Source organism: Shewanella sp. 125m-1 (genome assembly GCF_052977065.1).
Map to the genome: position 1 here is coordinate 13,198 of NZ_JBRILT010000038.1, position 22,412 is coordinate 35,609.

The 22,412-nt window shown below is 45.6% G+C and carries 32 protein-coding genes; all 32 read left to right on the forward strand.

The window, feature by feature from the left end; translation table 11 throughout:
* Positions 1-56 precede the first annotated feature (56 nt).
* The 32 genes from rpoC (at position 57) to ACVBIK_RS15490 (ending at position 22,373) form a co-directional block, all read left to right on the forward strand.
* A complete protein-coding gene (gene rpoC, locus ACVBIK_RS15335; RefSeq protein ID WP_447162241.1) occupies positions 57-4,271 on the forward strand; it encodes a DNA-directed RNA polymerase subunit beta' in 4,215 nt (1,404 codons plus the stop codon).
* A 189-nt stretch (positions 4,272-4,460) separates the two neighbouring features.
* A complete protein-coding gene (gene rpsL, locus ACVBIK_RS15340) occupies positions 4,461-4,835 on the forward strand; it encodes a 30S ribosomal protein S12 (RefSeq protein ID WP_012153454.1) in 375 nt (124 codons plus the stop codon).
* Between the two features lie 80 nt (positions 4,836-4,915).
* Positions 4,916-5,386, forward strand: coding sequence for a 30S ribosomal protein S7 (gene rpsG / locus ACVBIK_RS15345; protein ID WP_012153455.1), 471 nt, complete (start codon positions 4,916-4,918; stop codon positions 5,384-5,386).
* 74 nt (positions 5,387-5,460) lie between these two features.
* Positions 5,461-7,557, forward strand: coding sequence for an elongation factor G (gene fusA, locus ACVBIK_RS15350; protein ID WP_447162242.1), 2,097 nt, complete (start codon positions 5,461-5,463; stop codon positions 7,555-7,557).
* Positions 7,558-7,640: 83 nt separating this feature from the next.
* The gene (gene tuf, locus ACVBIK_RS15355) at positions 7,641-8,825 is read left to right on the forward strand and encodes an elongation factor Tu (RefSeq protein WP_447170043.1); all 1,185 of its coding nucleotides are present in this window, start codon (positions 7,641-7,643) and stop codon (positions 8,823-8,825) included.
* A gap of 361 nt (positions 8,826-9,186) precedes the next feature.
* Positions 9,187-9,498, forward strand: a complete 312-nt coding sequence (gene rpsJ, locus ACVBIK_RS15360) for a 30S ribosomal protein S10 (RefSeq protein ID WP_005503530.1) — start codon at positions 9,187-9,189, stop codon at positions 9,496-9,498.
* 27 nt (positions 9,499-9,525) lie between these two features.
* Complete coding sequence (gene rplC / locus ACVBIK_RS15365; RefSeq protein WP_012153457.1) at positions 9,526-10,164, forward strand: 50S ribosomal protein L3; 639 nt, start codon at positions 9,526-9,528, stop codon at positions 10,162-10,164.
* A 17-nt stretch (positions 10,165-10,181) separates the two neighbouring features.
* Positions 10,182-10,787 carry a 50S ribosomal protein L4 gene (rplD, locus tag ACVBIK_RS15370; RefSeq protein WP_012153458.1) on the forward strand — a complete coding sequence of 202 codons (606 nt, stop codon included), beginning with the start codon at positions 10,182-10,184 and terminating at the stop codon, positions 10,785-10,787.
* Positions 10,784-11,086, forward strand: coding sequence for a 50S ribosomal protein L23 (gene rplW / locus ACVBIK_RS15375; protein WP_012153459.1), 303 nt, complete (start codon positions 10,784-10,786; stop codon positions 11,084-11,086). Before rplD ends, rplW begins: the two co-directional genes overlap by 4 nt.
* Before the next feature lie 17 nt (positions 11,087-11,103).
* Positions 11,104-11,931 (forward strand): 50S ribosomal protein L2, encoded by an 828-nt coding sequence (gene rplB, locus ACVBIK_RS15380; RefSeq protein WP_012153460.1) that lies wholly within the window; start codon positions 11,104-11,106, stop codon positions 11,929-11,931.
* A gap of 11 nt (positions 11,932-11,942) precedes the next feature.
* On the forward strand, positions 11,943-12,221 hold the full coding sequence (gene rpsS, locus ACVBIK_RS15385) for a 30S ribosomal protein S19 (protein WP_011863970.1): 279 nt from the start codon (positions 11,943-11,945) through the stop codon (positions 12,219-12,221).
* A gap of 15 nt (positions 12,222-12,236) precedes the next feature.
* Positions 12,237-12,569 (forward strand): 50S ribosomal protein L22, encoded by a 333-nt coding sequence (rplV, locus tag ACVBIK_RS15390; protein ID WP_012144645.1) that lies wholly within the window; start codon positions 12,237-12,239, stop codon positions 12,567-12,569.
* A 9-nt stretch (positions 12,570-12,578) separates the two neighbouring features.
* On the forward strand, positions 12,579-13,268 hold the full coding sequence (gene rpsC / locus ACVBIK_RS15395) for a 30S ribosomal protein S3 (RefSeq protein WP_012153461.1): 690 nt from the start codon (positions 12,579-12,581) through the stop codon (positions 13,266-13,268).
* A gap of 11 nt (positions 13,269-13,279) precedes the next feature.
* On the forward strand, positions 13,280-13,690 hold the full coding sequence (gene rplP / locus ACVBIK_RS15400) for a 50S ribosomal protein L16 (protein ID WP_012279176.1): 411 nt from the start codon (positions 13,280-13,282) through the stop codon (positions 13,688-13,690).
* Positions 13,690-13,881: a 50S ribosomal protein L29 gene (rpmC, locus tag ACVBIK_RS15405; protein WP_012144642.1), complete on the forward strand. Its 192-nt coding sequence runs from the start codon at positions 13,690-13,692 to the stop codon at positions 13,879-13,881. The genes rplP and rpmC overlap by 1 nt, the downstream gene beginning before the upstream one ends.
* Entirely contained in the window at positions 13,881-14,129 is a 249-nt protein-coding gene (gene rpsQ, locus ACVBIK_RS15410) for a 30S ribosomal protein S17 (RefSeq protein WP_447162244.1), read from the forward strand. The genes rpmC and rpsQ overlap by 1 nt, the downstream gene beginning before the upstream one ends.
* A 180-nt stretch (positions 14,130-14,309) precedes the next feature.
* The gene (gene rplN / locus ACVBIK_RS15415; protein WP_011863976.1) at positions 14,310-14,678 is read left to right on the forward strand and encodes a 50S ribosomal protein L14; all 369 of its coding nucleotides are present in this window, start codon (positions 14,310-14,312) and stop codon (positions 14,676-14,678) included.
* 11 nt (positions 14,679-14,689) lie between these two features.
* Positions 14,690-15,004, forward strand: coding sequence for a 50S ribosomal protein L24 (gene rplX, locus ACVBIK_RS15420; protein WP_012279173.1), 315 nt, complete (start codon positions 14,690-14,692; stop codon positions 15,002-15,004).
* Between the two features lie 13 nt (positions 15,005-15,017).
* A complete protein-coding gene (gene rplE / locus ACVBIK_RS15425) occupies positions 15,018-15,557 on the forward strand; it encodes a 50S ribosomal protein L5 (protein WP_447162245.1) in 540 nt (179 codons plus the stop codon).
* Positions 15,558-15,567: 10 nt separating this feature from the next.
* Complete coding sequence (gene rpsN, locus ACVBIK_RS15430) at positions 15,568-15,873, forward strand: 30S ribosomal protein S14 (protein WP_447162246.1); 306 nt, start codon at positions 15,568-15,570, stop codon at positions 15,871-15,873.
* 24 nt (positions 15,874-15,897) lie between these two features.
* A complete protein-coding gene (rpsH, locus tag ACVBIK_RS15435) occupies positions 15,898-16,290 on the forward strand; it encodes a 30S ribosomal protein S8 (RefSeq protein ID WP_012153468.1) in 393 nt (130 codons plus the stop codon).
* 10 nt (positions 16,291-16,300) lie between these two features.
* A complete protein-coding gene (gene rplF / locus ACVBIK_RS15440; RefSeq protein ID WP_012153469.1) occupies positions 16,301-16,831 on the forward strand; it encodes a 50S ribosomal protein L6 in 531 nt (176 codons plus the stop codon).
* An 11-nt stretch (positions 16,832-16,842) separates the two neighbouring features.
* Positions 16,843-17,193, forward strand: a complete 351-nt coding sequence (gene rplR / locus ACVBIK_RS15445) for a 50S ribosomal protein L18 (protein ID WP_012153470.1) — start codon at positions 16,843-16,845, stop codon at positions 17,191-17,193.
* Between the two features lie 13 nt (positions 17,194-17,206).
* On the forward strand, positions 17,207-17,713 hold the full coding sequence (gene rpsE, locus ACVBIK_RS15450; protein ID WP_012153471.1) for a 30S ribosomal protein S5: 507 nt from the start codon (positions 17,207-17,209) through the stop codon (positions 17,711-17,713).
* 6 nt (positions 17,714-17,719) lie between these two features.
* Complete coding sequence (rpmD, locus tag ACVBIK_RS15455) at positions 17,720-17,905, forward strand: 50S ribosomal protein L30 (RefSeq protein WP_020912153.1); 186 nt, start codon at positions 17,720-17,722, stop codon at positions 17,903-17,905.
* A 1-nt stretch (position 17,906) separates the two neighbouring features.
* On the forward strand, positions 17,907-18,341 hold the full coding sequence (rplO, locus tag ACVBIK_RS15460; RefSeq protein WP_012153473.1) for a 50S ribosomal protein L15: 435 nt from the start codon (positions 17,907-17,909) through the stop codon (positions 18,339-18,341).
* Between the two features lie 7 nt (positions 18,342-18,348).
* Positions 18,349-19,689 carry a preprotein translocase subunit SecY gene (secY, locus tag ACVBIK_RS15465; RefSeq protein WP_012153474.1) on the forward strand — a complete coding sequence of 447 codons (1,341 nt, stop codon included), beginning with the start codon at positions 18,349-18,351 and terminating at the stop codon, positions 19,687-19,689.
* Between the two features lie 23 nt (positions 19,690-19,712).
* Positions 19,713-19,826, forward strand: coding sequence for a 50S ribosomal protein L36 (gene rpmJ, locus ACVBIK_RS15470; protein ID WP_006083579.1), 114 nt, complete (start codon positions 19,713-19,715; stop codon positions 19,824-19,826).
* Between the two features lie 113 nt (positions 19,827-19,939).
* On the forward strand, positions 19,940-20,296 hold the full coding sequence (gene rpsM / locus ACVBIK_RS15475; RefSeq protein ID WP_012153475.1) for a 30S ribosomal protein S13: 357 nt from the start codon (positions 19,940-19,942) through the stop codon (positions 20,294-20,296).
* Positions 20,297-20,310: 14 nt separating this feature from the next.
* Entirely contained in the window at positions 20,311-20,703 is a 393-nt protein-coding gene (gene rpsK / locus ACVBIK_RS15480) for a 30S ribosomal protein S11 (protein WP_012153476.1), read from the forward strand.
* Between the two features lie 35 nt (positions 20,704-20,738).
* A complete protein-coding gene (gene rpsD / locus ACVBIK_RS15485; protein WP_012153477.1) occupies positions 20,739-21,359 on the forward strand; it encodes a 30S ribosomal protein S4 in 621 nt (206 codons plus the stop codon).
* 24 nt (positions 21,360-21,383) lie between these two features.
* Positions 21,384-22,373, forward strand: coding sequence for a DNA-directed RNA polymerase subunit alpha (locus tag ACVBIK_RS15490; protein ID WP_012279167.1), 990 nt, complete (start codon positions 21,384-21,386; stop codon positions 22,371-22,373).
* The last annotated feature ends 39 nt before the right edge of the window (positions 22,374-22,412 follow it).

A 22,412-nucleotide genomic window follows, 5' to 3' on the forward strand; every position in this document is an offset into this window, starting at 1 on the left:
AAAATCGGTGCTCTGTATATGCAGGGCACCTGATTTAACTCCTTCAGGAGAGAAACGTGAAAGATTTATTAAAGTTTCTAAAACAGCAAAGTAAGACTGAGGAATTTGAAGGTATCAAGATCGGCCTAGCGTCGCCTGATCTGATCCGTTCTTGGTCATTTGGTGAAGTTAAGAAGCCAGAAACCATTAACTACCGTACATTCAAGCCTGAGCGTGAAGGTTTGTTCTGTGCGCGTATTTTTGGTCCTGTAAAAGATTATGAATGTTTATGCGGTAAGTATAAGCGTCTTAAGCACCGTGGTGTGATCTGTGAAAAGTGTGGCGTTGAAGTTACACAGACTAAAGTACGTCGTGAACGTATGGGTCACATCGATCTTGCTAGCCCTGTTGCGCACATTTGGTTCTTGAAGTCTCTTCCGTCACGTATCGGTTTGATGCTAGACATGACTCTTCGTGATATCGAACGTGTACTTTACTTCGAATCTTTCGTAGTAATCGAGCCTGGCATGACCAGTCTTGAACGTGGTCAAATGCTAACAGAAGAAAACTATCTGGATGCATTGGAAGAGTACGGCGATGAATTCGACGCCAAGATGGGTGCTGAAGCAGTTCTAGAATTGCTACGTGCTATCGATCTTGAGAAAGAAATTGAAATGATGCGCGAAGAATTGCCATCTATCAATTCTGAAACTCGTCGTAAGAAGGTCACTAAGCGTCTTAAGCTTATTGAGGCATTCTTCACTTCTGGCAACAAGCCTGAGTGGATGATCCTTAAAGTGTTACCGGTTCTGCCACCAGATCTACGTCCTCTAGTTCCACTAGATGGCGGACGTTTTGCTACGTCTGATTTGAACGACCTTTACCGTCGTGTAATCAACCGTAACAACCGTCTAAAGCGTCTGTTAGACCTAGCTGCTCCAGATATCATCGTACGTAACGAAAAGCGTATGTTGCAAGAATCTGTTGATGCGCTATTAGATAACGGCCGTCGTGGTCGTGCTATTACAGGTTCTAACAAGCGTCCGCTTAAATCTTTGGCTGATATGATCAAAGGTAAGCAAGGTCGTTTCCGTCAGAACTTGCTAGGTAAGCGTGTTGACTATTCTGGTCGTTCGGTAATTACCGTAGGTCCAACTTTACGTCTACACCAGTGTGGTCTTCCTAAGAAGATGGCACTTGAGTTATTTAAGCCATTCATCTATGGCAAGCTAGAAGGTCGTGGCCTAGCTACAACTATTAAAGCTGCAAAGAAGATGGTTGAGCGCGAAGTTCCAGAAGTTTGGGACGTACTAGATGACGTGATCCGCGAACACCCAGTGATGCTTAACCGTGCACCAACACTGCACAGACTAGGTATCCAGGCGTTTGAGCCAGTACTAATCGAAGGTAAAGCGATTCAGCTTCACCCATTGGTTTGTGCGGCATACAACGCCGACTTCGACGGTGACCAAATGGCTGTTCACGTGCCACTAACGCTTGAAGCGCAGTTAGAAGCACGTTCACTAATGATGTCGACCAACAACATCTTGTCACCAGCAAACGGTGAGCCGGTGATTACACCATCTCAAGACGTTGTATTGGGTCTTTACTACACGAGCCGTGAGCGAATTAACGGCAAGGGTGAAGGCATGGCATTTGCTGATGTGGCTGAAGTTGAAAAAGCTTACCGCACCGGTGTTGCAGAGCTACACGCTCGCGTTAAGGTACGTATTACCGAGACTGCGACCACTGAAGCTGGCGAAAAAGTGAAGACACGTCGTATCGTAGATACAACGGTTGGTCGTGCATTGCTTTCAACGATCCTGCCTAAAGGTCTTTCTTATGATTTGGTTAACCAAAACATGGGTAAGAAGCAGATCTCTAAGCTATTGAACACTTGTTACCGTCAACTAGGTCTTAAAGATACCGTTATCTTTGCTGACCAATTGATGTATACCGGTTTCCATTATGCAACTGTGTCAGGTGCCTCTGTAGGTATCGACGATATGGTTATTCCTGATGAGAAATACACCTTAGTTGCTGATGCTGAAGCGGAAGTTCTTGAAATTCAAGAGCAGTTCCAATCTGGTCTAGTAACTGCTGGTGAGCGTTACAACAAAGTAATTGATATCTGGGCAAGTGCCAACGAGAAAGTTTCTAAAGCGATGATGGCTAACCTGTCTACAGAGACAGTGATTAACCGTGATGGCGTTGAGGAACAGCAAGAATCGTTTAACAGCATCTATATGATGGCTGACTCGGGCGCTCGTGGTAGTGCTGCACAGATCCGTCAGTTGGCGGGTATGCGTGGTCTGATGGCTAAACCAGATGGTTCAATCATCGAGACTCCAATTACCGCTAACTTCCGTGAAGGTCTAAACGTATCTCAGTACTTTATTTCTACTCACGGTGCGCGTAAAGGTCTTGCGGATACGGCATTGAAGACAGCTAACTCTGGTTACCTAACTCGTCGTCTAGTTGACGTTGCTCAAGATTTAGTTGTAATTGAAGATGACTGTGGCACGTTTGAAGGTCTAACTATGAAACCGCTGATTGAAGGTGGTGATGTAGTTGAGCCGTTACGTGAACGTGTTCTTGGTCGTGTTGTTGCACAAGATGTGTTGAAGCCTGGTACTGAACAAGTACTTGTACCGCGCAACACGCTTCTTGACGAAGCATGGTGTGACATCATCGAAGAGAATTCTATCGATGAAATGATTGTTCGCTCAGTGATTAGCTGTGATACAGACTTCGGCGTTTGTAAGTTCTGTTACGGTCGTGATTTGGCTCGTGGTCATATCATTAACCAAGGCGAAGCGATTGGTGTTGTTGCTGCTCAGTCAATTGGTGAGCCAGGAACACAGCTTACGATGCGTACTTTCCACATCGGTGGTGCGGCATCACGAGCTTCTGCAGAGAACAATGTTCAAGTTAAGAACTCTGGTACGCTTAAGTTACACAACGCTAAGTTTGTAACTAACAGCAACGGCAAATTGGTAATTGTTTCTCGTTCTTCTGAACTTGCAATTATTGATGAGCTTGGCCGTGAGAAAGAACGTTATAAGGTTCCTTACGGTACAGTTCTTGAGAAATTGGAAGATGATGGTGTTGCTGCTGGCGAAATTATCGCTAAGTGGGATCCGCATACTCACCCAATTATCACTGAAGTGGCGGGTAGTATTAAGTTCGTAGATATGATTGAAGGTGTCACTATGACACGTCAAACAGACGAACTAACGGGTCTATCTTCAATCGTAGTGCTTGAAGTTGGTCAACGTCCAACAGCTGGTAAAGAGATGCGTCCGATGATCCGTCTAGTTGCTGCTGATGGTAGCGATTTGATGATCCCCGGTACTGAAGTACCAGCGCAATACTTCTTGCCTGGACAAGCGATTGTTAACCTTGACGATAACGCACCAATTAACGTTGGTGATGCATTAGCACGTATTCCTCAAGAATCTTCAAAGACTCGCGATATTACCGGTGGTCTACCACGCGTTGCGGACTTATTTGAAGCGCGTAAGCCAAAAGAGCCTGCTATTCTTGCTGAAGTATCGGGAACTATCTCGTTCGGTAAAGAAACCAAAGGTAAGCGTCGTCTAGTTATCACCCCAGCTGATGGTGGTGAGCACTATGAAGAGATGATCCCTAAGTGGCGTAACCTTAACGTGTTCGAAGGTGAAAAAGTTGAACGCGGTGAAGTTATTGCTGATGGTGCAGAAGCAGCTCACGACATTCTACGTCTACGTGGTATCCACAATGTGGCTAACTACATCGTGAATGAAGTACAGGACGTTTACCGTCTACAGGGCGTTAAGATCAACGATAAGCACATTGAGGTGATCATTCGCCAGATGCTGCGTAAGTGTGAGATCGTAGACGCTGGTGATAGTGAATTCCTACCGGGTGAACAGGCGGAAGTTTCTCGCGTTAAGATCGCCAACCGCGAACTTGAAGCGCAGGGTAAGCAGCCAGCAACATTCGAGCGTGAACTTCTTGGTATTACCAAGGCGTCACTAGCAACAGAATCGTTCATCTCTGCAGCATCGTTCCAGGAGACCACTCGTGTTCTTACTGAAGCGGCTGTTGGTGGTAAGAGCGATAAGTTACGTGGTCTAAAAGAGAACGTAATTGTTGGTCGTCTAATCCCTGCTGGTACGGGTTACTCATACCACCAGAAGCGTGCTGAAGCTGCAGTTAAACCTGCGGCTTCTGAAGCGCCAGCGATTAGCGCAAGTGAAGCTGAGCAGAATCTTGCTGATCTACTTAATCTAGCTGGTAGCAACGATTAATCGGTGCTGAAAAGTAAATAGATTGTAAAAAAGGCGCGTTTAGCGCCTTTTTTTTACTTTAAATCGGTTAAAAGTTGTCTATTTCTTGACAGATACTCCATACACTTCTAAAATTTCGCGTCCCACACCTGTGGGATATAGATTTTTCACACCTTACTGTTGATTTAGTCAACTGATTCGGAGCTATACATGGCAACTGTAAACCAGTTGGTACGTAAGCCTCGCGCACCGAAAGTCGATAAGACTAACGTTCCTGCGCTAGCTGCGTGTCCACAAAAGCGTGGTGTTTGTACTCGCGTATATACAACAACACCTAAAAAACCTAACTCTGCACTACGTAAAGTAGCTCGTGTGCGTCTAACTAACGGTTTCGAAGTTACTTCGTACATCGGCGGTGAAGGCCACAACCTGCAGGAACACAGCGTAATTCTAATCCGTGGCGGTCGTGTAAAAGACTTACCGGGTGTGCGTTACCACACTGTACGCGGCGCATTAGACTGTGCTGGTGTAAGTGAACGTCGTCAAGGTCGTTCTAAGTACGGTGCTAAGCGTCCTAAGTCTTAACGTTTTCCGTTAAGTAAGGCCAAGCTAGTTTTTATTGAGATTCCAGTTTTGGGGTCCCTGAAGCATACGGAGAAATTGTTATGCCAAGACGTCGCGTTGTAGGACAACGTAAAATCCTACCAGATCCAAAGTTCAAAAGTGAGTTGCTGGCTAAGTTCATCAACGTCATTATGCAGGACGGCAAAAAGTCGACTGCAGAAAAAATTATCTACAAGGCACTAGATACTGCGTCTGAAAAGAAAGGCGAAGATCATTTAGTAATCCTTGAAGCAGCCCTGGACAACGTACGTCCATCAGTCGAGGTTAAATCTCGTCGTGTTGGTGGTTCTACTTACCAGGTACCATGTGAAGTTCGTCCAGTGCGTCGTAACGCACTAGCGATGCGCTGGTTGGTTGAAGCTGCACGTAAGCGTGGTGAAAAATCTATGGCTTTACGTCTAGCAGGTGAAATGTTAGACGCATCTGAAAACAAAGGTACTGCTGTTAAGAAGCGCGAAGACGTGCATCGTATGGCAGAAGCAAACAAAGCGTTTGCTCATTACCGCTGGTAATATCTTGGCGTGGGTTATACCCCACGCCTTACTTGCATTGCTAACACTCAGATTAAGCTAAGAGGGTATAAATCGTGGCTCGTACAACTCCAATTGAGCGCTACCGTAATATCGGTATCTGTGCTCATGTTGATGCTGGTAAAACCACTACAACTGAACGTGTTCTGTTCTACACTGGCTTATCTCATAAGATCGGTGAAGTTCATGATGGCTGTGCCACTATGGATTGGATGGAACAAGAGCAGGAACGTGGTATTACCATCACCTCAGCCGCAACGACTACTTTCTGGCGCGGAATGGATGCGCAGTTCACTGAGCACCGCATAAACATCATCGACACTCCGGGTCACGTTGACTTCACTATTGAAGTAGAGCGTTCTTTGAGAGTACTTGATGGTGCTGTGGTTGTTTTTTGTGGCTCATCAGGGGTAGAACCTCAATCTGAGACTGTTTGGCGACAAGCTGATAAGTATCATGTGCCGCGCTTAGTGTTCGTCAATAAGATGGACCGCGCAGGTGCAAACTTTGATAGCGTAGTCGACCAGATCCGTAATCGCCTTGGTGCGACTTGTGTACCGATTCAAATGAATATTGGTGCGGAAGAGGATTTTAACGGTGTTATCGATTTGATCAAAATGAAAGCGATTAACTGGTCTGAAGAAGATCAGGGAATGACTTTCTCTTATGAAGCTATCCCAGAGCATTTAGCCGAGAAAGCAGCAGAAATGCGCGAGTATTTGGTTGAGAGTGCAGCTGAAGCGACAGAAGAATTGATGGAAAAGTACCTAGAAGATGGGGAACTTTCAGAAGATGAGATCAAAAAGGCACTACGTATACGCACCTTAAACAATGAAATCGTATTGGCAACCTGTGGTTCTGCATTTAAGAACAAGGGTGTACAAGCGGTTCTTGATGCTGTGGTAGATTTTCTGCCATCGCCTGTCGAAGTTCCCGCAATTAAGGGGATTGATGACAATGAAGAAGAGACTTGTCGTCAAGCTGACGATAATGCTCCATTTGCGGCGTTAGCATTTAAGATTGCAACAGACCCATTCGTGGGTACCTTAACCTTTATTCGTGTTTATTCAGGCGTATTGGAGTCAGGTGCTGGCGTTTATAACTCTGTTAAGCAAAAGCGTGAACGTATTGGTCGTATGGTGCAAATGCACGCTAATGATCGTCAAGAGATTAAAGAAGTGCGCGCTGGCGACATCGCAGCTCTTATTGGTCTTAAAGACGTGACTACTGGCGATACATTGTGCGATATCGATCACAAAGTAATTCTAGAGCGCATGGAGTTTCCTGAGCCTGTAATTACTATCGCTGTTGAACCAAGAACCAAGGCAGACCAGGACAAGATGGGGATGGCATTGCAAAAACTTGCAATGGAAGATCCGTCATTCCGTGTTGAGACTGATGAAGAATCGGGACAAACACTGATCTCTGGTATGGGTGAGCTACACTTAGACATCATCGTAGACCGTATGCGTCGCGAGTTCGGTGTTGAATGTAATGTAGGTAAACCACAAGTTGCATATCGTGAGACTATCCGCAAAACAGTGGAAGTCGAAGGTAAATTCGTACGTCAATCTGGTGGTCGAGGTCAATTCGGTCACGTTTGGTTGAAACTAGAGCCTCAAGAAGAAGGTTTTGGTTACGAATTCGTCAACGACATTGTTGGTGGTGTGGTTCCTAAGGAATACATCCCAGCAGTTGATAAGGGTATTCAAGAGCAGATGAAGAGCGGCGTATTAGCTGGCTTCCCTGTTCTCGACATAAAGGTTACTTTGTATGACGGTTCATATCATGATGTGGACTCGAACGAAATGGCCTTTAAAGTCGCTGGTTCAATGGGCTTTAAAAAGGGTGCGCTTGAAGCAGACCCTGCCTTACTTGAACCTTGCATGAAAGTTGAAGTTACAACACCTGAAGATTATATGGGTGATGTGGTCGGAGACTTGAACCGTCGTCGTGGCCTTATTGAAGGTATGGATGATGGCATTGCAGGTGTTAAACTTGTGCATGCAACAGTACCGTTATCTGAAATGTTCGGTTATGCAACCGACTTGCGCTCTGCTAGTCAGGGACGTGCCTCATACTCTATGGAGTTTTTGAAGTACTCTGATGCACCGCAAAATGTTACTAAAGCAATAATAGAGGCCAGAGGCTAAACTGTCTCACTCTATTGTTGATATACTTAATTGCTATTGCTCGGTTTTAAGCCGAGCATTTTCTGAAAAGAAAGGAATATATCGTGGCTAAAGAAAAATTTGAACGCGTAAAACCGCATGTTAACGTTGGTACTATCGGACACGTTGACCATGGTAAAACTACTCTAACTGCTGCTATCTCTTCTGTGTTAACGAAGACTTACGGTGGTACTGCACGTGATTTCGCACAGATCGATAACGCTCCAGAAGAGCGTGAGCGCGGTATTACAATTAATACTTCTCACATCGAATATGATACTCCAGCACGTCACTACGCACACGTAGATTGTCCTGGTCACGCCGATTATGTTAAAAACATGATCACTGGTGCTGCACAGATGGACGGCGCAATCCTAGTAGTTGCTTCTACAGATGGTCCAATGCCACAAACTCGTGAGCACATCCTGCTTTCACGTCAGGTTGGCGTACCATTCATCATCGTATTCATGAACAAGTGTGACATGGTTGATGACGAAGAGCTTCTAGAGCTAGTAGAAATGGAAGTTCGTGAACTTCTAACTGAATATGACTTCCCAGGTGATGACTTACCAGTTATCCAAGGTTCTGCGCTTAAAGCCCTTGAAGGCGAGCCAGAGTGGGAAGCTAAGATCCTTGAGCTTGCAGAAGCACTAGATACTTATATTCCTGAGCCAGAGCGTGCTATCGATGGTGCATTCATTCTTCCAATCGAAGATGTTTTCTCAATCGCTGGTCGTGGTACTGTTGTTACTGGTCGTGTAGAGCGCGGTATCATCAAAGTTGGTGAAGAAGTAGAAATCGTTGGTATCAAAGATACAACTAAGTCTACTTGTACTGGTGTTGAAATGTTCCGTAAGCTTCTTGACGAAGGTCGTGCCGGCGAGAACTGTGGTGTTCTTCTACGTGGTATCAAGCGTGAAGACGTTGAACGTGGTCAAGTATTGGCTGCACCTGGTTCAATCACTCCACACACTACTTTCAAGTCAGAAATCTATGTTCTGTCTAAAGAAGAAGGCGGACGTCACACTCCATTCTTCAAAGGCTACCGTCCACAGTTCTACTTCCGTACAACTGACGTAACCGGTACTATCGAATTGCCAGAAGGCGTAGAGATGGTAATGCCTGGTGACAACGTAGCTATGACAGTAACTCTTATTGCTCCAATCGCGATGGACGAAGGTTTACGCTTCGCAATCCGTGAAGGTGGCCGTACAGTTGGTGCTGGTGTTGTAGCTGAGATCGTTGCTTAATTAGCAATCGTCTTAACTCGATACTGAAAAAGGCAGCTTAGGCTGCCTTTTTTGTTGCCTGAAGAAAAGTGAGGGCAGGGCTAGCATTCCAGATCTGACTGTGTATAATGACGCCACTTTGTTGAAATGAGTCAATTTGACGGTATTTCAAACAACGGGCTTGATCTCAGCGATGAAATCAGTATAATAGCCCCTCGCCTTAACCATTAGGCGATTTAAATTGGTCTGCCTTCGGGTTTGACGTAAAAAAAACAGCGACTCCGATTGTGAGTCGAACGGTTAAATCATCTCACTCTGCTTTTTCTATAAGGAAAATTGCTAGAGGGTGATTTTTTTGTGTACATTTTAGGAGCTCTGGTCAATGCAGAACCAAAGAATCCGTATCCGCTTAAAAGGATTTGATCATCGTTTGATTGATCAGTCTACTGCGGAAATCGTTGAAACTGCTAAGCGTACCGGCGCGCAGGTTCGTGGTCCAATTCCACTACCAACGCGTAAAGAACGTTATACCATTTTGACTTCTCCACACGTTAATAAAGATGCACGTGATCAGTACGAACTACGTACTCACAAGCGTCTTGTTGACATCGTTGAGCCGACTGAAAAGACTGTAGACGCACTTATGCGTTTAGATCTTGCGGCTGGTGTTGACGTTCAGATTAGCTTGGGTTAATTGAGATCCTTAGAAGAGGTTTGAGAGATGGCTATCGGTCTTATCGGTCGTAAAGTAGGTATGACTCGCATCTTCAATGAAGATGGCGCGTCGGTACCTGTAACAGTAATTGAAATTGCTGCTAACCGCGTAACCCAAGTGAGAACTTTGGATACAGATGGTTACCGTGCACTTCAAGTTACTACTGGTACCAAAAAAGCTAATCGCATCACTAAACCAGAAGCAGGTCACTTTGCTAAGGCAGGCGTTGAAGCCGGTCGTGGTTTATGGGAAATGCGTTTGGCAGATGGTGAAGGCGAGGGCATCGAAGTTGGTGCTGAGCTTAATGTAGATATCTTCGCTGACATAGCGAAAGTTGATGTTACTGGTCAATCTAAGGGTAAGGGCTTCCAAGGCGGTATTAAGCGCTGGAACTTCGCTACTCAAGATGCAACACATGGTAACTCACTGGCACATAGAGCTAACGGTTCTATTGGTCAAAACCAAACACCTGGTCGCGTTTTCAAAGGTAAGAAAATGTCTGGCCACATGGGTGCAGAGCGTGTTACGACACAGAATCTAGAAGTAATTCGTGTAGATGCTGAACGTAACCTGCTTTTGGTTAAGGGTGCAGTTCCAGGCGCTACTAATGGCGACCTGATCATCAAACCAGCTGTTAAAGCTTAAGGTCTGAGGAGATAGTAATGGAATTGGTATTGAAAGACGCACAGAGTGCTCTTGAAGTTTCCGAAGCTACCTTTGGCCGTGACTTTAATGAAGCACTGGTTCATCAGGTAGTTGTAGCTTACGCTGCAAACGCGCGTCAGGGCACTCGTGCTCAAAAGACTCGCGCAGAAGTAACTGGCTCTGGCAAGAAGCCATGGCGCCAAAAAGGTACTGGCCGCGCACGTGCTGGTACTGTTAAAGGCCCAATCTGGCGTGGCGGTGGCGTAACATTCGCTGCTAAAACACAAGATCACAGCCAAAAAGTTAACAAAAAGATGTACCGCGGAGCGCTGAAAAGCATTTTCTCTGAATTGGTACGTCAAGACCGTCTTATCGTTGTTGAGTCATTTGGCGTTGAAGCTCCTAAAACTAAAGAGCTAAAAGCTAAACTGAACGAAATGCAACTTGAAGACGTGTTGATTGTTACTCCAGAAGTTGACGAGAACTTGTTCTTAGCTGCTCGTAACTTGTACAAAGTTGACGTACGTGATGTTGCTGGTATTGATCCAGTTAGCCTTATCGCATTCAACAAAGTACTCGTAACCGCTGAAGCTATTAAGCAAATCGAGGAGATGCTGGGATGATAAGCGAAGAACGTTTGTTAAAAGTTATTCTTGCTCCACACATCTCTGAAAAGAGCACTGTGAATGCAGAGAAGAACAATACAGTTGTTTTCCGTGTAGCTATCGATGCAACTAAAGCTGAAGTTAAAGCTGCAGTAGCACAGCTATTCGAAGTTGAAGTCGATTCAGTTCGCACTTTGGTTAACAAAGGTAAAACTAAACGCACCGGCGCCCGTGTTGGCCGTCGTAGCGATTGGAAAAAAGCCTATGTTACTCTAGCTGAAGGTGCTGACATCGATTTCGTCGGCGGCGCTGAATAAGGCAAAGGAGAATTATCATGGCAGTTATTAAGTGTAAGCCAACCTCTCCAGGTCGTCGCCACTTAGTTAAAGTGGTGAACAGCGATTTGCATAAAGGTAAACCTTTTGCAGGCCTGTTGGCGAAAAAATCAAAAAGTGGTGGCCGTAATAATACGGGTCGTATCACTGTCCGTCACATTGGTGGTGGTCATAAGCAACATTATCGTCTAATCGACTTTAAGCGTAACAAAGACGGTATCCCTGCGAAGGTTGAGCGTTTGGAATATGATCCAAACCGTACAGCTAACATCGCTTTGGTACTATACGCTGATGGTGAGCGTCGTTATATTCTTGCTGCTAAAGGCATGAAAGCTGGTGATAAGATCCAGTCAGGTATCGATGCAGAGATCAAGAGCGGTAACGCACTGCCTCTACGCAATATCCCAGTGGGTAGCGTAGTACACGCAGTAGAAATGAAGCCTGCTAAAGGTGCTCAAATCGCGCGTTCAGCTGGTGCTTATGTACAAGTTATTGCTCGTGATGGCGCATACGCCACTCTACGTCTTCGCTCTGGCGAAATGCGTAAAGTGCCGGTTGATTGCCGCGCGACATTGGGTGAAGTTGGTAATGCCGAGCATATGCTACGCCAGTTAGGTAAAGCAGGTGCTAAACGCTGGAGAGGCGTACGCCCAACAGTTCGTGGTGTTGCAATGAACCCAGTAGATCACCCACATGGTGGTGGTGAAGGCCGTACTTCTGGTGGCCGTCACCCTGTATCACCTTGGGGTCAGCCTACTAAGGGTTATAAGACTCGTAGTAATAAACGCACCGACAAGTACATTGTACGTCGTCGCAATAAAAAGTAAGAGGATTCGCCATGCCACGTTCTCTCAAGAAAGGTCCATTCATTGACCTACACTTGCTGAAGAAGGTAGAGAAAGCGATGGAAGCGGGAGATAAAAAGCCAATTAAAACTTGGTCTCGTCGCTCTATGATCATTCCTAACATGATTGGAATGACCATCGCTGTCCATAATGGTCGTCAGCACGTACCTGTGTTCGTAACTGACGAAATGATCGGCCACAAGCTTGGTGAATTTTCACCAACTCGCACTTATCGCGGCCATGCTGCAGATAAGAAAGCGAAGAAGCGTTAATACGGGAGACATAAGATGGAAGTTTTAGCTAAACATCGTTTTGCCCGTACGTCGCCTCAAAAGTGTCGTTTGGTTGCAGATCAAATCCGTGGACTGCCTGTTGCTAAGGCTCTCGAAATTCTAACTTTCAGCCCTAAGAAAGCTGCAGTACTTGTTAAAAAAGTACTGGACTCTGCTATCGCCAATGCTGAGCACAATGAAGGTGCTGACATTGACGAATTAAGAGTTGGAGCGATTATGATCGATGAAGGTCCAACTATGAAACGTATCATGCCACGTGCCAAAGGCCGTGCTGATCGTATAATCAAGCGTACCAGCCACATTACTGTGGTTGTATCAGATCGCTAGGAGTTAGCAATGGGACAGAAAGTACATCCTAATGGTATCCGTCTGGGTATCACTAAGCCTTGGATCTCGACCTGGTACGCTGACAAGTCAGACTATGCCAATAACTTGAGCAGTGACTGGGAAGTGCGTAAGTTTCTTGAAAAGAAACTTAAGCAAGCATCAGTTTCTAAGATTGTTATCGAGCGTCCAGCAAAGAGTGTTCGCGTTACTATTCACACTGCCCGTCCAGGTGTTGTGATTGGTAAGAAAGGCGAAGACGTTGAGAAGCTACGCAACGCAGTTGCAAAGCTGACTGGTATTCCAGCTCAAATCAACATCGCTGAGATCCGTAAGCCTGAGCTAGATGCTAAGCTTGTTGCCGATGGCATCGCTTCGCAGCTAGAGCGTCGTGTTATGTTCCGTCGTGCTATGAAGCGCGCAGTTCAAAACGCAATGCGTCTTGGTGCTAAGGGTATCAAAGTTGAAGTGAGTGGCCGTCTAGGCGGCGCTGAGATTGCGCGTTCAGAGTGGTATCGTGAAGGTCGTGTACCTTTGCATACACTGCGTGCTGATATCGACTATTCTACTTCTGAGAGTCACACTCAATACGGTGTGATTGGCGTTAAAGTTTGGGTCTTCAAAGGCGAAGTTCTAGACGGCGTTCTACCTCAGCACGAAGAGCCGAAACAGCAGCCGAAGCGTAAGCCTCGCGGTAAATAGGAGAGCTGGCAATGCTGCAACCAAAAAGAATGAAGTTTCGCAAAATGTTCAAGGGCCGTAACCGCGGTCTAGCGAACGGCACTGAAGTTAGCTTCGGTGAATTCGGTTTGAAAGCTGTTGGACGTGGTCGTCTAACTGCTCGTCAAATTGAAGCTGCGCGTCGTGCTATGACACGTCACATTAAACGTCAAGGTCAGATCTGGATTCGCGTATTCCCTGACAAGCCAATTACCTCTAAGCCTCTTGAAGTGCGTATGGGTAAAGGTAAGGGTAACGTTGAATATTGGGTTTGCCAGATTCAACCTGGTAAGGTTCTTTACGAGATGAATGGTGTATCTGAGGAGTTAGCTCGTGAAGCTTTCACCCTAGCTGCTGCTAAACTACCTCTGAAGACTACCTTCGTAACTAAGACGGTGATGTAATGAAAGCGAGCGAACTAACAGAAAAGAGCGTTGAAGAATTGAACGCTGAACTGCTTGGTCTGCTGCGTGAGCAGTTTAATCTGCGTATGCAACACGCCACTGGTCAGTTGACTCAGACTCATCAGCTTAAAATCGTGCGTCGCAACATTGCGCGCGTTAAGACCATTATTACTTCTAAGGCGGGTGCATAATGTCTGATACTATCCGTACTTTGCAAGGTCGAGTACTTAGCGACAAGATGGACAAGTCTATCACTGTAGCTATTGAACGTAAGGTAAAACACCCTTTATACGGTAAGTTTATCAAGCGTACTACTAAGATCCATGCACATGACGAACAAAATCAGTGTAATGCTGGCGATGTCGTGACTATTCGCGAATGTCGTCCGCTGTCTAAGACTAAGTCTTGGACTCTGGTTGAAGTAATAAGAAAAGCTTAATTTTATTAAGCACTTAAACGAACGGCTCCTAAAGTTGGGGCCGTTTTTATTATTAGTACTATCTATTCCTATTTTTAGGTGTTACACTTGCGCGCCAATTTTGACTAAATTAAAGTCAGAATTAGGGTAAAATGTAGCCCCTTTGTGGGATTGTGAAGTAACGATAGCGGAGCACTTAAAATGATCCAAATGCAATCGACTCTAGAAGTCGCCTGTAATAGCGGCGCTCGTAGAGTTCAGTGTATTAAGGTCTTGGGTGGCTCTCATCGTCGTTATGCCGGTATCGGCGACGTCATCAAGGTTTCTGTTAAAGAAGCTATTCCTCGCGGTAAAGCGAAGAAAGGTGATGTATATAACGCGGTGGTAGTCCGTACTAAGAAAGGCGTACGTCGTCCAGACGGTTCTGTCATTCGCTTCGATCGGAACGCAGCGGTATTGCTTAACGCAAACCTTGCACCGATTGGTACTCGTATCTTTGGACCTGTGACACGTGAGCTGCGTACTGAGCAGTTTATGAAGATTGTGTCATTGGCACCAGAAGTACTGTAAGGAGCTTCAAAATGGCAGCTAAAATACGTCGTCAAGACGAAGTAATTGTACTAGCAGGTAAAGACCAGGGTAAACGCGGTAAGGTTTCTCAGGTTCTTCCAACTGGTAAATTAATTGTAGAAGGTCTTAACCTTGTCAAGAAACACCAAAAGCCAAACCCACAATTGGGCGTAGCTGGCGGTATTGTTGAGCAAGAAGCACCGATACAAGCATCAAACGTAGCGATTTTCAACTCTGCCACTGGCAAAGCTGATCGCGTTGGTTTCCGATTTGAAGACGGCAAAAAAGTTCGTTTCTTTAAGTCGAACAGTGAACTCGTTAAGTAATTTGGAGTAAACGATGGCGAAACTGCATGATAAATACAAAGAGACTGTTAGTCCTGAACTTGTAACCAAGTTTGGTTTTACCAGTGTCATGCAAGTCCCTCGGATTGAAAAGATCACCCTTAATATGGGTGTTGGCGAAGCAGTAGCAGATAAGAAAGTTATGGAGCATGCGCTTCGTGACATGACTGCTATCGCTGGTCAGAAGCCAGTAGTGACTGTAGCTCGTAAGTCAGTTGCTGGTTTTAAAATCCGTGAAGGCTACCCAATTGGCTGTAAGGTTACACTGCGCGGTGAGCGTATGTGGGAATTCTTAGAGCGTTTAGTTGATATCGCGATCCCTCGTATTCGTGACTTCCGTGGTTTGAGCGCTAAGTCGTTCGATGGCCGTGGTAACTATGCGATGGGCGTACGTGAGCAAATCATCTTCCCAGAGATCCAATACGATAAAATCGATAAGATCCGCGGTATGGATATTGTAATCACTACTTCTGCGACGAATGATGAAGAAGGCCGAGCTTTGCTCGAAGGCTTTAACTTCCCATTCAAGAAATAAGGGTAGCGTAATGGCAAAAAGTTCAATGAAAGCACGTGAAGCAAAACGTGCACAGCTCGTAGCAAAGTTCGCTGAAAAGCGCGCTGCACTTAAAGCTATCATTAGCAGTCCAGCAACATCTGATGATGATCGTTGGGATGCAGTACTTAAGTTACAAGCTCTACCACGTGACTCTAGCGCGGCGCGTCAGCGCAATCGCTGTAGTCAAACTGGTCGCCCACATGGTTTCCTGCGTAAATTCGGCCTTAGCCGTATTAAATTACGTGAAGCAACTATGCGCGGTGAAGTTCCTGGTCTACGCAAGGCCAGCTGGTAAGCACTTGTCACGGAGTAAGCTAATATGAGCATGCAAGATCCTATTGCGGATATGTTAACACGTATTCGTAACGGCCAAGCTGCTAAACACGTATCTGTGAAGATGCCTTCTGCTAAGCTTAAAATCGCTATCGCGAAAATGCTTAAAGAAGAAGGTTATATCACTGACTACGCCGTAGCAGATGAAGCCAAGCCTGAATTGGAAATCACTTTAAAGTATTTCCAAGGTCAGCCAGTCGTTGAGACTATCCAGCGCGTTAGCCGTCCTGGTCTTCGTATTTACAAAGGTAAAAACGAACTTCCAAAGGTTATGGGCGGACTGGGTGTCGCTATTGTGTCCACTTCTCAAGGTTTGATGACTGATCGTACTGCCCGCCAAAATGGCATGGGCGGGGAAGTTATCTGCTACGTAGCATAAGGAGCTAGCAATGTCTCGTGTCGCAAAAGCACCAGTCGCTATCCCTGCAGGCGTAGAAGTGACTTTAAACGAACAAACTATCACCGTAAAAGGTACTAAAGGTAGTTTGACTCGAGTTATTAACTCTGACGTTTCTGTTGTTGTTGAAGACAATGAAATCAAGTGTTCACCAGTTGAAAGCGCTAAAACCGCTGCTCAAGCTGGTACAGCTCGTGCATTAATCAACAACATGGTTGTTGGTGTTACTGACGGTTTCGTTAAGAAGCTACAGTTAGTTGGTGTTGGTTACCGTGCAAAACTTGCCGGTAAAGATATCGATTTGACTCTAGGTTTTTCACATCCTTTGGTTCACAAACTTCCTGACGGCGTAACAGCTGAATGTCCATCACAAACTGAAATCGTACTTTCTGGTACTGATAAGCAGTTGATCGGACAAGTAGCAGCTGAGATTCGCGGTTACCGTCCACCAGAGCCTTACAAAGGTAAAGGTGTTCGCTATGCTGACGAACAAGTACGCCGTAAAGAGGCTAAGAAGAAGTAAGGTAATACGATATGGATAAGAAAACATCTCGCTTACGCCGCGCTCTACGTGCCCGTAAGAAGATCCAAGAGCTGGGCGTTAATCGTCTGGTTGTACATCGTACACCACGTCACACTTACGCTCAGGTCATTAGCCCTGAAAACGTAGTGTTGGCGGCAGCTTCTACTGCTGAAAAAGCAGTAACCGAGCAGCTAAAGTACACAGGTAACGTAGATGCAGCTAAAGTAGTGGGTAAAACCGTTGCTGAGCGCGCTATCGAAAAAGGCGTAGCTGTAGTTGCATTCGATCGTTCCGGCTTCAAGTATCACGGACGCGTTGCTGCATTAGCAGACGCTGCTCGTGAAGCTGGCCTCAAGTTCTAAGGAATGATGAAAAATGGCTAAATTTGAAGCTCAACAGCAAAAAGACGATCTGCAAGAGAAATTAGTTGCAGTAAATCGTGTTTCTAAAGTAGTTAAAGGCGGACGTATCTTTAGCTTCACTGCACTAACTGTAGTGGGTGATGGTAACGGTAAAGTCGGTTATGGCTATGGTAAAGCGCGTGAAGTACCAGCAGCAATTCAGAAAGCAATGGAAAAGGCTCGCCGTAACATTGTAAACGTTGAATTGAACAATGGTACTTTGCACCACCCTGTAAAGGGTCGTCACACTGGTTCACGTGTTTACATGCAACCAGCCTCTGACGGTACCGGTATTATTGCCGGTGGCGCAATGCGTGCCGTATTGGAAGTAGCAGGCGTTCATAACGTTCTGTCAAAAGCATACGGTTCTACTAACCCGATTAACATCGTTCGCGCTACTGTCGATGCGTTGGTGAATATGAAATCACCTTCACAAATCGCAGCTAAGCGTGGCCTGAATGTTACTGAAATTCGAGGTTAATGCACCATGGCTACTAAAACACTTAAAGTAACTCAGACTAAAAGTTCAATCGGCCGCTTACCAAAGCACCGTGCAACTTTGACAGGTCTTGGTCTACGCCGCATTAATCACACTGTTGAACTAGAAGATACTCCTTCAGTTCGCGGTATGATTAACAAGGTTTACTACATGGTTTCGGTGGAGGAAGTATAAGATGCGTCTAAATACTCTATCACCTGCTGCAGGTGCTAAGTCAGCAGCTAAGCGTGTAGGTCGCGGTATCGGTTCAGGCACTGGTAAAACTTGTGGCCGTGGTCACAAAGGCCAGAAGTCTCGTTCTGGTGGCGGCGTTCGCGTCGGTTTCGAGGGTGGTCAAATGCCACTTAAGATTCGTTTGCCTAAGTTTGGTTTTACCTCGCGTAAAGCGTTGGTATCTGCCGAAATTCGCATTAGCGAGTTGGCTAAAGTTAACGGTGATGTTATCGACCTAAATGCGCTGAAAGATGCGAATCTAGTTACTCGCAACATACAGTTTGCTAAAATCGTTCTTTCAGGTACCATTGAGCGCCCTGTGACCGTTAAAGGTCTGAAGGTAACCCAAGGTGCACGTGCAGCTATTGAAGCTGCCGGTGGCAAGATCGAGGAATAATACGTCGATGGCAAAACCAGGACTTGATTTAAAAAGCGCGAAAGGCGGTTTATCAGAATTGAAAACCCGTCTCCTGTTCGTGATTGGTGCAATTATCGTCTTTAGAGCCGGTTCGTTTGTACCAATTCCTGGTATTGACGCTGCTGTATTAGCAGAGCTGTTTAATCAGCAAAAGGGGACCATCCTAGGCATGTTTAACATGTTCTCTGGTGGTGCCCTTGAACGTGCCTCTATCTTCGCATTAGGTATCATGCCGTATATTTCGGCATCGATCATAATGCAGTTGTTGACTGTGGTTCATCCTGCACTTGCTGAATTGAAAAAAGAAGGCGAGTCGGGAAGAAAGAAAATCAGTCAATATACTCGATACGGCACATTGGTCCTGGGTACGTTCCAGGCAATCGGTATCGCAACAGGTCTACCAAACTTGGTTCCAGGGTTAGTTGTTAACCTAGGATTCAGTTTCTACTTCGTTGCTGTAGTGAGCTTAGTGACAGGAACAATGTTCCTAATGTGGCTAGGTGAGCAAATTACCGAAAGAGGCATAGGTAACGGTATCTCGATTCTTATTTTCGCAGGTATTGTTGCTGGTCTGCCATCTGCTATCGGCCAAACAGCCGAGCAGGCGCGTCAAGGCGACTTGAATGTACTAGTATTGTTGTTGCTAGCAGTGATTGTTTTCGCTGTTACTTATTTTGTGGTTTTCGTTGAGCGTGGACAACGTCGTATCGTTGTTAACTATGCAAAGCGTCAGCAGGGCCGTAAGGTTTTTGCAGCGCAGAGCACTCACTTACCGCTTAAGATTAATATGGCTGGTGTCATCCCGCCTATTTTTGCGTCCAGCATCATTTTGTTCCCAGGCACACTGGCTCAGTGGTTTGGTCAAAATGAGTCCATGTCATGGTTAAGTGATTTTTCACTGGCTGTGTCACCAGGACAACCGCTGTACTCATTATTATATGCAACAGCGATTATTTTCTTCTGTTTCTTCTATACTGCGTTGGTATTTAACCCTCGCGAAACAGCAGATAACTTGAAGAAGAGTGGTGCGTTTATTCCCGGGATTCGTCCTGGAGAACAGACTTCGCGTTATATTGATAAAGTTATGACCCGCCTAACATTAGCTGGCGCGTTATATATAACCTTTATCTGCTTAATTCCGGAGTTCATGTTAATTGCGTGGAAAGTACAGTTCTATTTTGGCGGTACTTCACTACTAATTATGGTAGTCGTAATCATGGACTTCATGGCTCAGGTTCAGACGCATATGATGTCTCATCAGTATGAGTCTGTAATGAAGAAGGCTAACTTGGTAAACAAAGCGAATTTAGATCGCTTTGGTCGCTAAGATAGCAATCTCGGAGTGATGAAATGAAAGTTCGAGCTTCCGTGAAGAAGATCTGCCGTAACTGCAAGATCGTAAAGCGTAGTGGCGTTGTACGTGTGATTTGTGTTGAACCTAAACACAAACAGCGTCAAGGCTAAACAAAAATTGACCAGCCCAGTCCGGGCTGGTCAAAATATTATTTGCTAAATTGTCGTCTGTCGAGTATCCTACCGGGCTTTTCACAGATGACCTTTAACTTAAGGAGTGCATAGTGGCCCGTATCGCTGGCATTAACATTCCTGATCAAAAGCATACAGTCATTGCATTGACTGCTATCTACGGCATCGGTCGTACTCGCGCACAAGCTATTTGCGCGGCTACTTCTATTGCTGAAGATGCTAAGATCAAGGAATTGAGCGAAGCTCAAATTGATACTCTACGCGAAGAAGTTGCCAACTACATTGTAGAAGGTGATTTACGTCGTGAAGTTTCCATGAACATCAAGCGTCTTATGGACCTTGGTTGTTACCGTGGCCTTCGCCATCGTCGTAGCCTTCCCCTTCGTGGGCAACGTACTAAGACCAATGCGCGTACGCGTAAAGGTCCACGTAAACCAATCAGAAAGTAACGGGGTAATCCAGAATGGCTAAAGTTCCGTCACGTTCTCCGCGTAAGCGTGTACGTAAACAGGTTGCTGATGGTATGGCGCATATCCATGCGTCTTTCAACAACACAATTATTACCATTACAGATCGTCAAGGTAACGCACTATCTTGGGCAACTTCTGGTGGTTCAGGTTTCCGTGGTTCACGTAAATCTACCCCATTTGCTGCACAGGTTGCTGCTGAGCGTGCAGGTACTGCTGCTCAGGACTACGGTGTTAAAAACCTAGAAGTTTTTGTGAAGGGTCCAGGTCCAGGACGCGAATCAGCGATTCGTGCACTAAACTCGGTTGGTTATAAGATTACTAACATTACCGATGTGACGCCTATCCCTCATAATGGTTGTCGTCCTCCTAAGAAACGTCGCGTTTAATTCGTCGTTTTTAATAGGATAGTTGGAGAAAGAACATGGCAAGATACTTGGGTCCAAAGCTCAAGCTCAGCCGCAGAGAAGGTACAGACCTTTTCCTAAAAAGCGGCGTGAGAGCAATCGATTCGAAGTGTAAGCTTGAAACTGCACCTGGACAACACGGCGCTCGTAAGACCCGTCTGTCTGAGTATGGTGTTCAGCTACGCGAGAAACAAAAAGTTCGTCGTATTTATGGTGTGCTAGAAAAGCAATTCCGTAACTACTACAAAGATGCTGCACGTACTAAAGGTAACACTGGTGAAAACCTACTTACTCTTTTAGAAACCCGTCTAGATAACGTTGTTTATCGCATGGGCTTTGGTGCAACACGCGCTGAATCACGTCAGCTAGTTAGCCATAAGTCAATTATGGTTAATGGTAGCGTCGTTAACATTCCATCATTCAAAGTGTCTGCGAATGATGTAGTGAGCGTTCGTGAAAAGTCTCGCACTCAAGCTCGTATTAAAGCGGCTTTAGAAGTGTCGGCTCAACGCGAAAAGCCAACATGGGTTGAAGTTGACAACACTAAGATGGAAGGTGCTTTCAAGCGCATTCCTGAGCGTAGTGATTTGTCTGCGGAAATTAACGAACAGCTGATCGTCGAACTTTACTCTAAGTAAGGTTAAAACAAAAGAGAGGACACAATGCAGGGTTCTGTTACAGAATTTCTTAAACCGCGTCTCGTTGATATCGAGCAGGTTAATCCAACACGTGCCAGGGTTACACTGGAGCCGCTTGAGCGTGGTTTTGGTCACACTCTAGGTAACGCGTTGCGTCGTATCCTATTGTCGTCTATGCCAGGCTGCGCGGTTACCGAAGTAGAGATTGATGGTGTACTGCATGAATACAGTAGCAAGGAAGGCGTGCAAGAGGATATCCTTGAGATACTACTAAACCTTAAAGGTTTGGCAGTAGTTATCGAAGGGAAAGACGAAGCTATGCTTACGCTAAGTAAGTCAGGCGCAGGCCCTGTTACTGCAGCAGATATCACGCATGATGGTGATGTTACTATCATGAATCCTGACCATGTTATCTGTCATTTGACAGGTAATAATGACGTCAGCATGCGTATCCGCGTAGAGCGTGGTCGTGGTTATGTACCGGCTTCTGCCCGTGCACAAACCGAAGACGATGATCGCCCTATCGGCCGTTTGTTGGTTGATTCTTCGTTCTCACCTGTTGCTCGCATTGCATACAATGTAGAAGCAGCTCGTGTTGAGCAGCGTACAGACTTAGACAAACTCGTTATTGATATGACCACAAATGGTACTATCGATCCTGAGGAAGCTATCCGTCGCTCTGCAACAATTCTTGCTGAACAGCTTGATGCGTTTGTTGAGTTACGTGATGTGACTGAGACTGCACCAGTAGAAGAGAAGCCGGAGTTCGATCCGATATTGTTGCGTCCTGTCGACGATTTAGAGCTAACTGTACGTTCAGCCAACTGTTTGAAGGCTGAAGCGATTCATTACATCGGCGATCTGGTACAACGCACTGAAGTTGAGCTGCTTAAGACTCCTAACTTAGGTAAGAAATCTCTTACTGAAATTAAGGATGTTTTAGCGTCTCGCGGACTGTCGTTAGGTATGCGTCTGGAAAACTGGCCTCCAGCTAGTTTAGCAGACGACCTTTAAGTCCAGATTAGTACAGATATAGGTAATAAGGATTAGGTC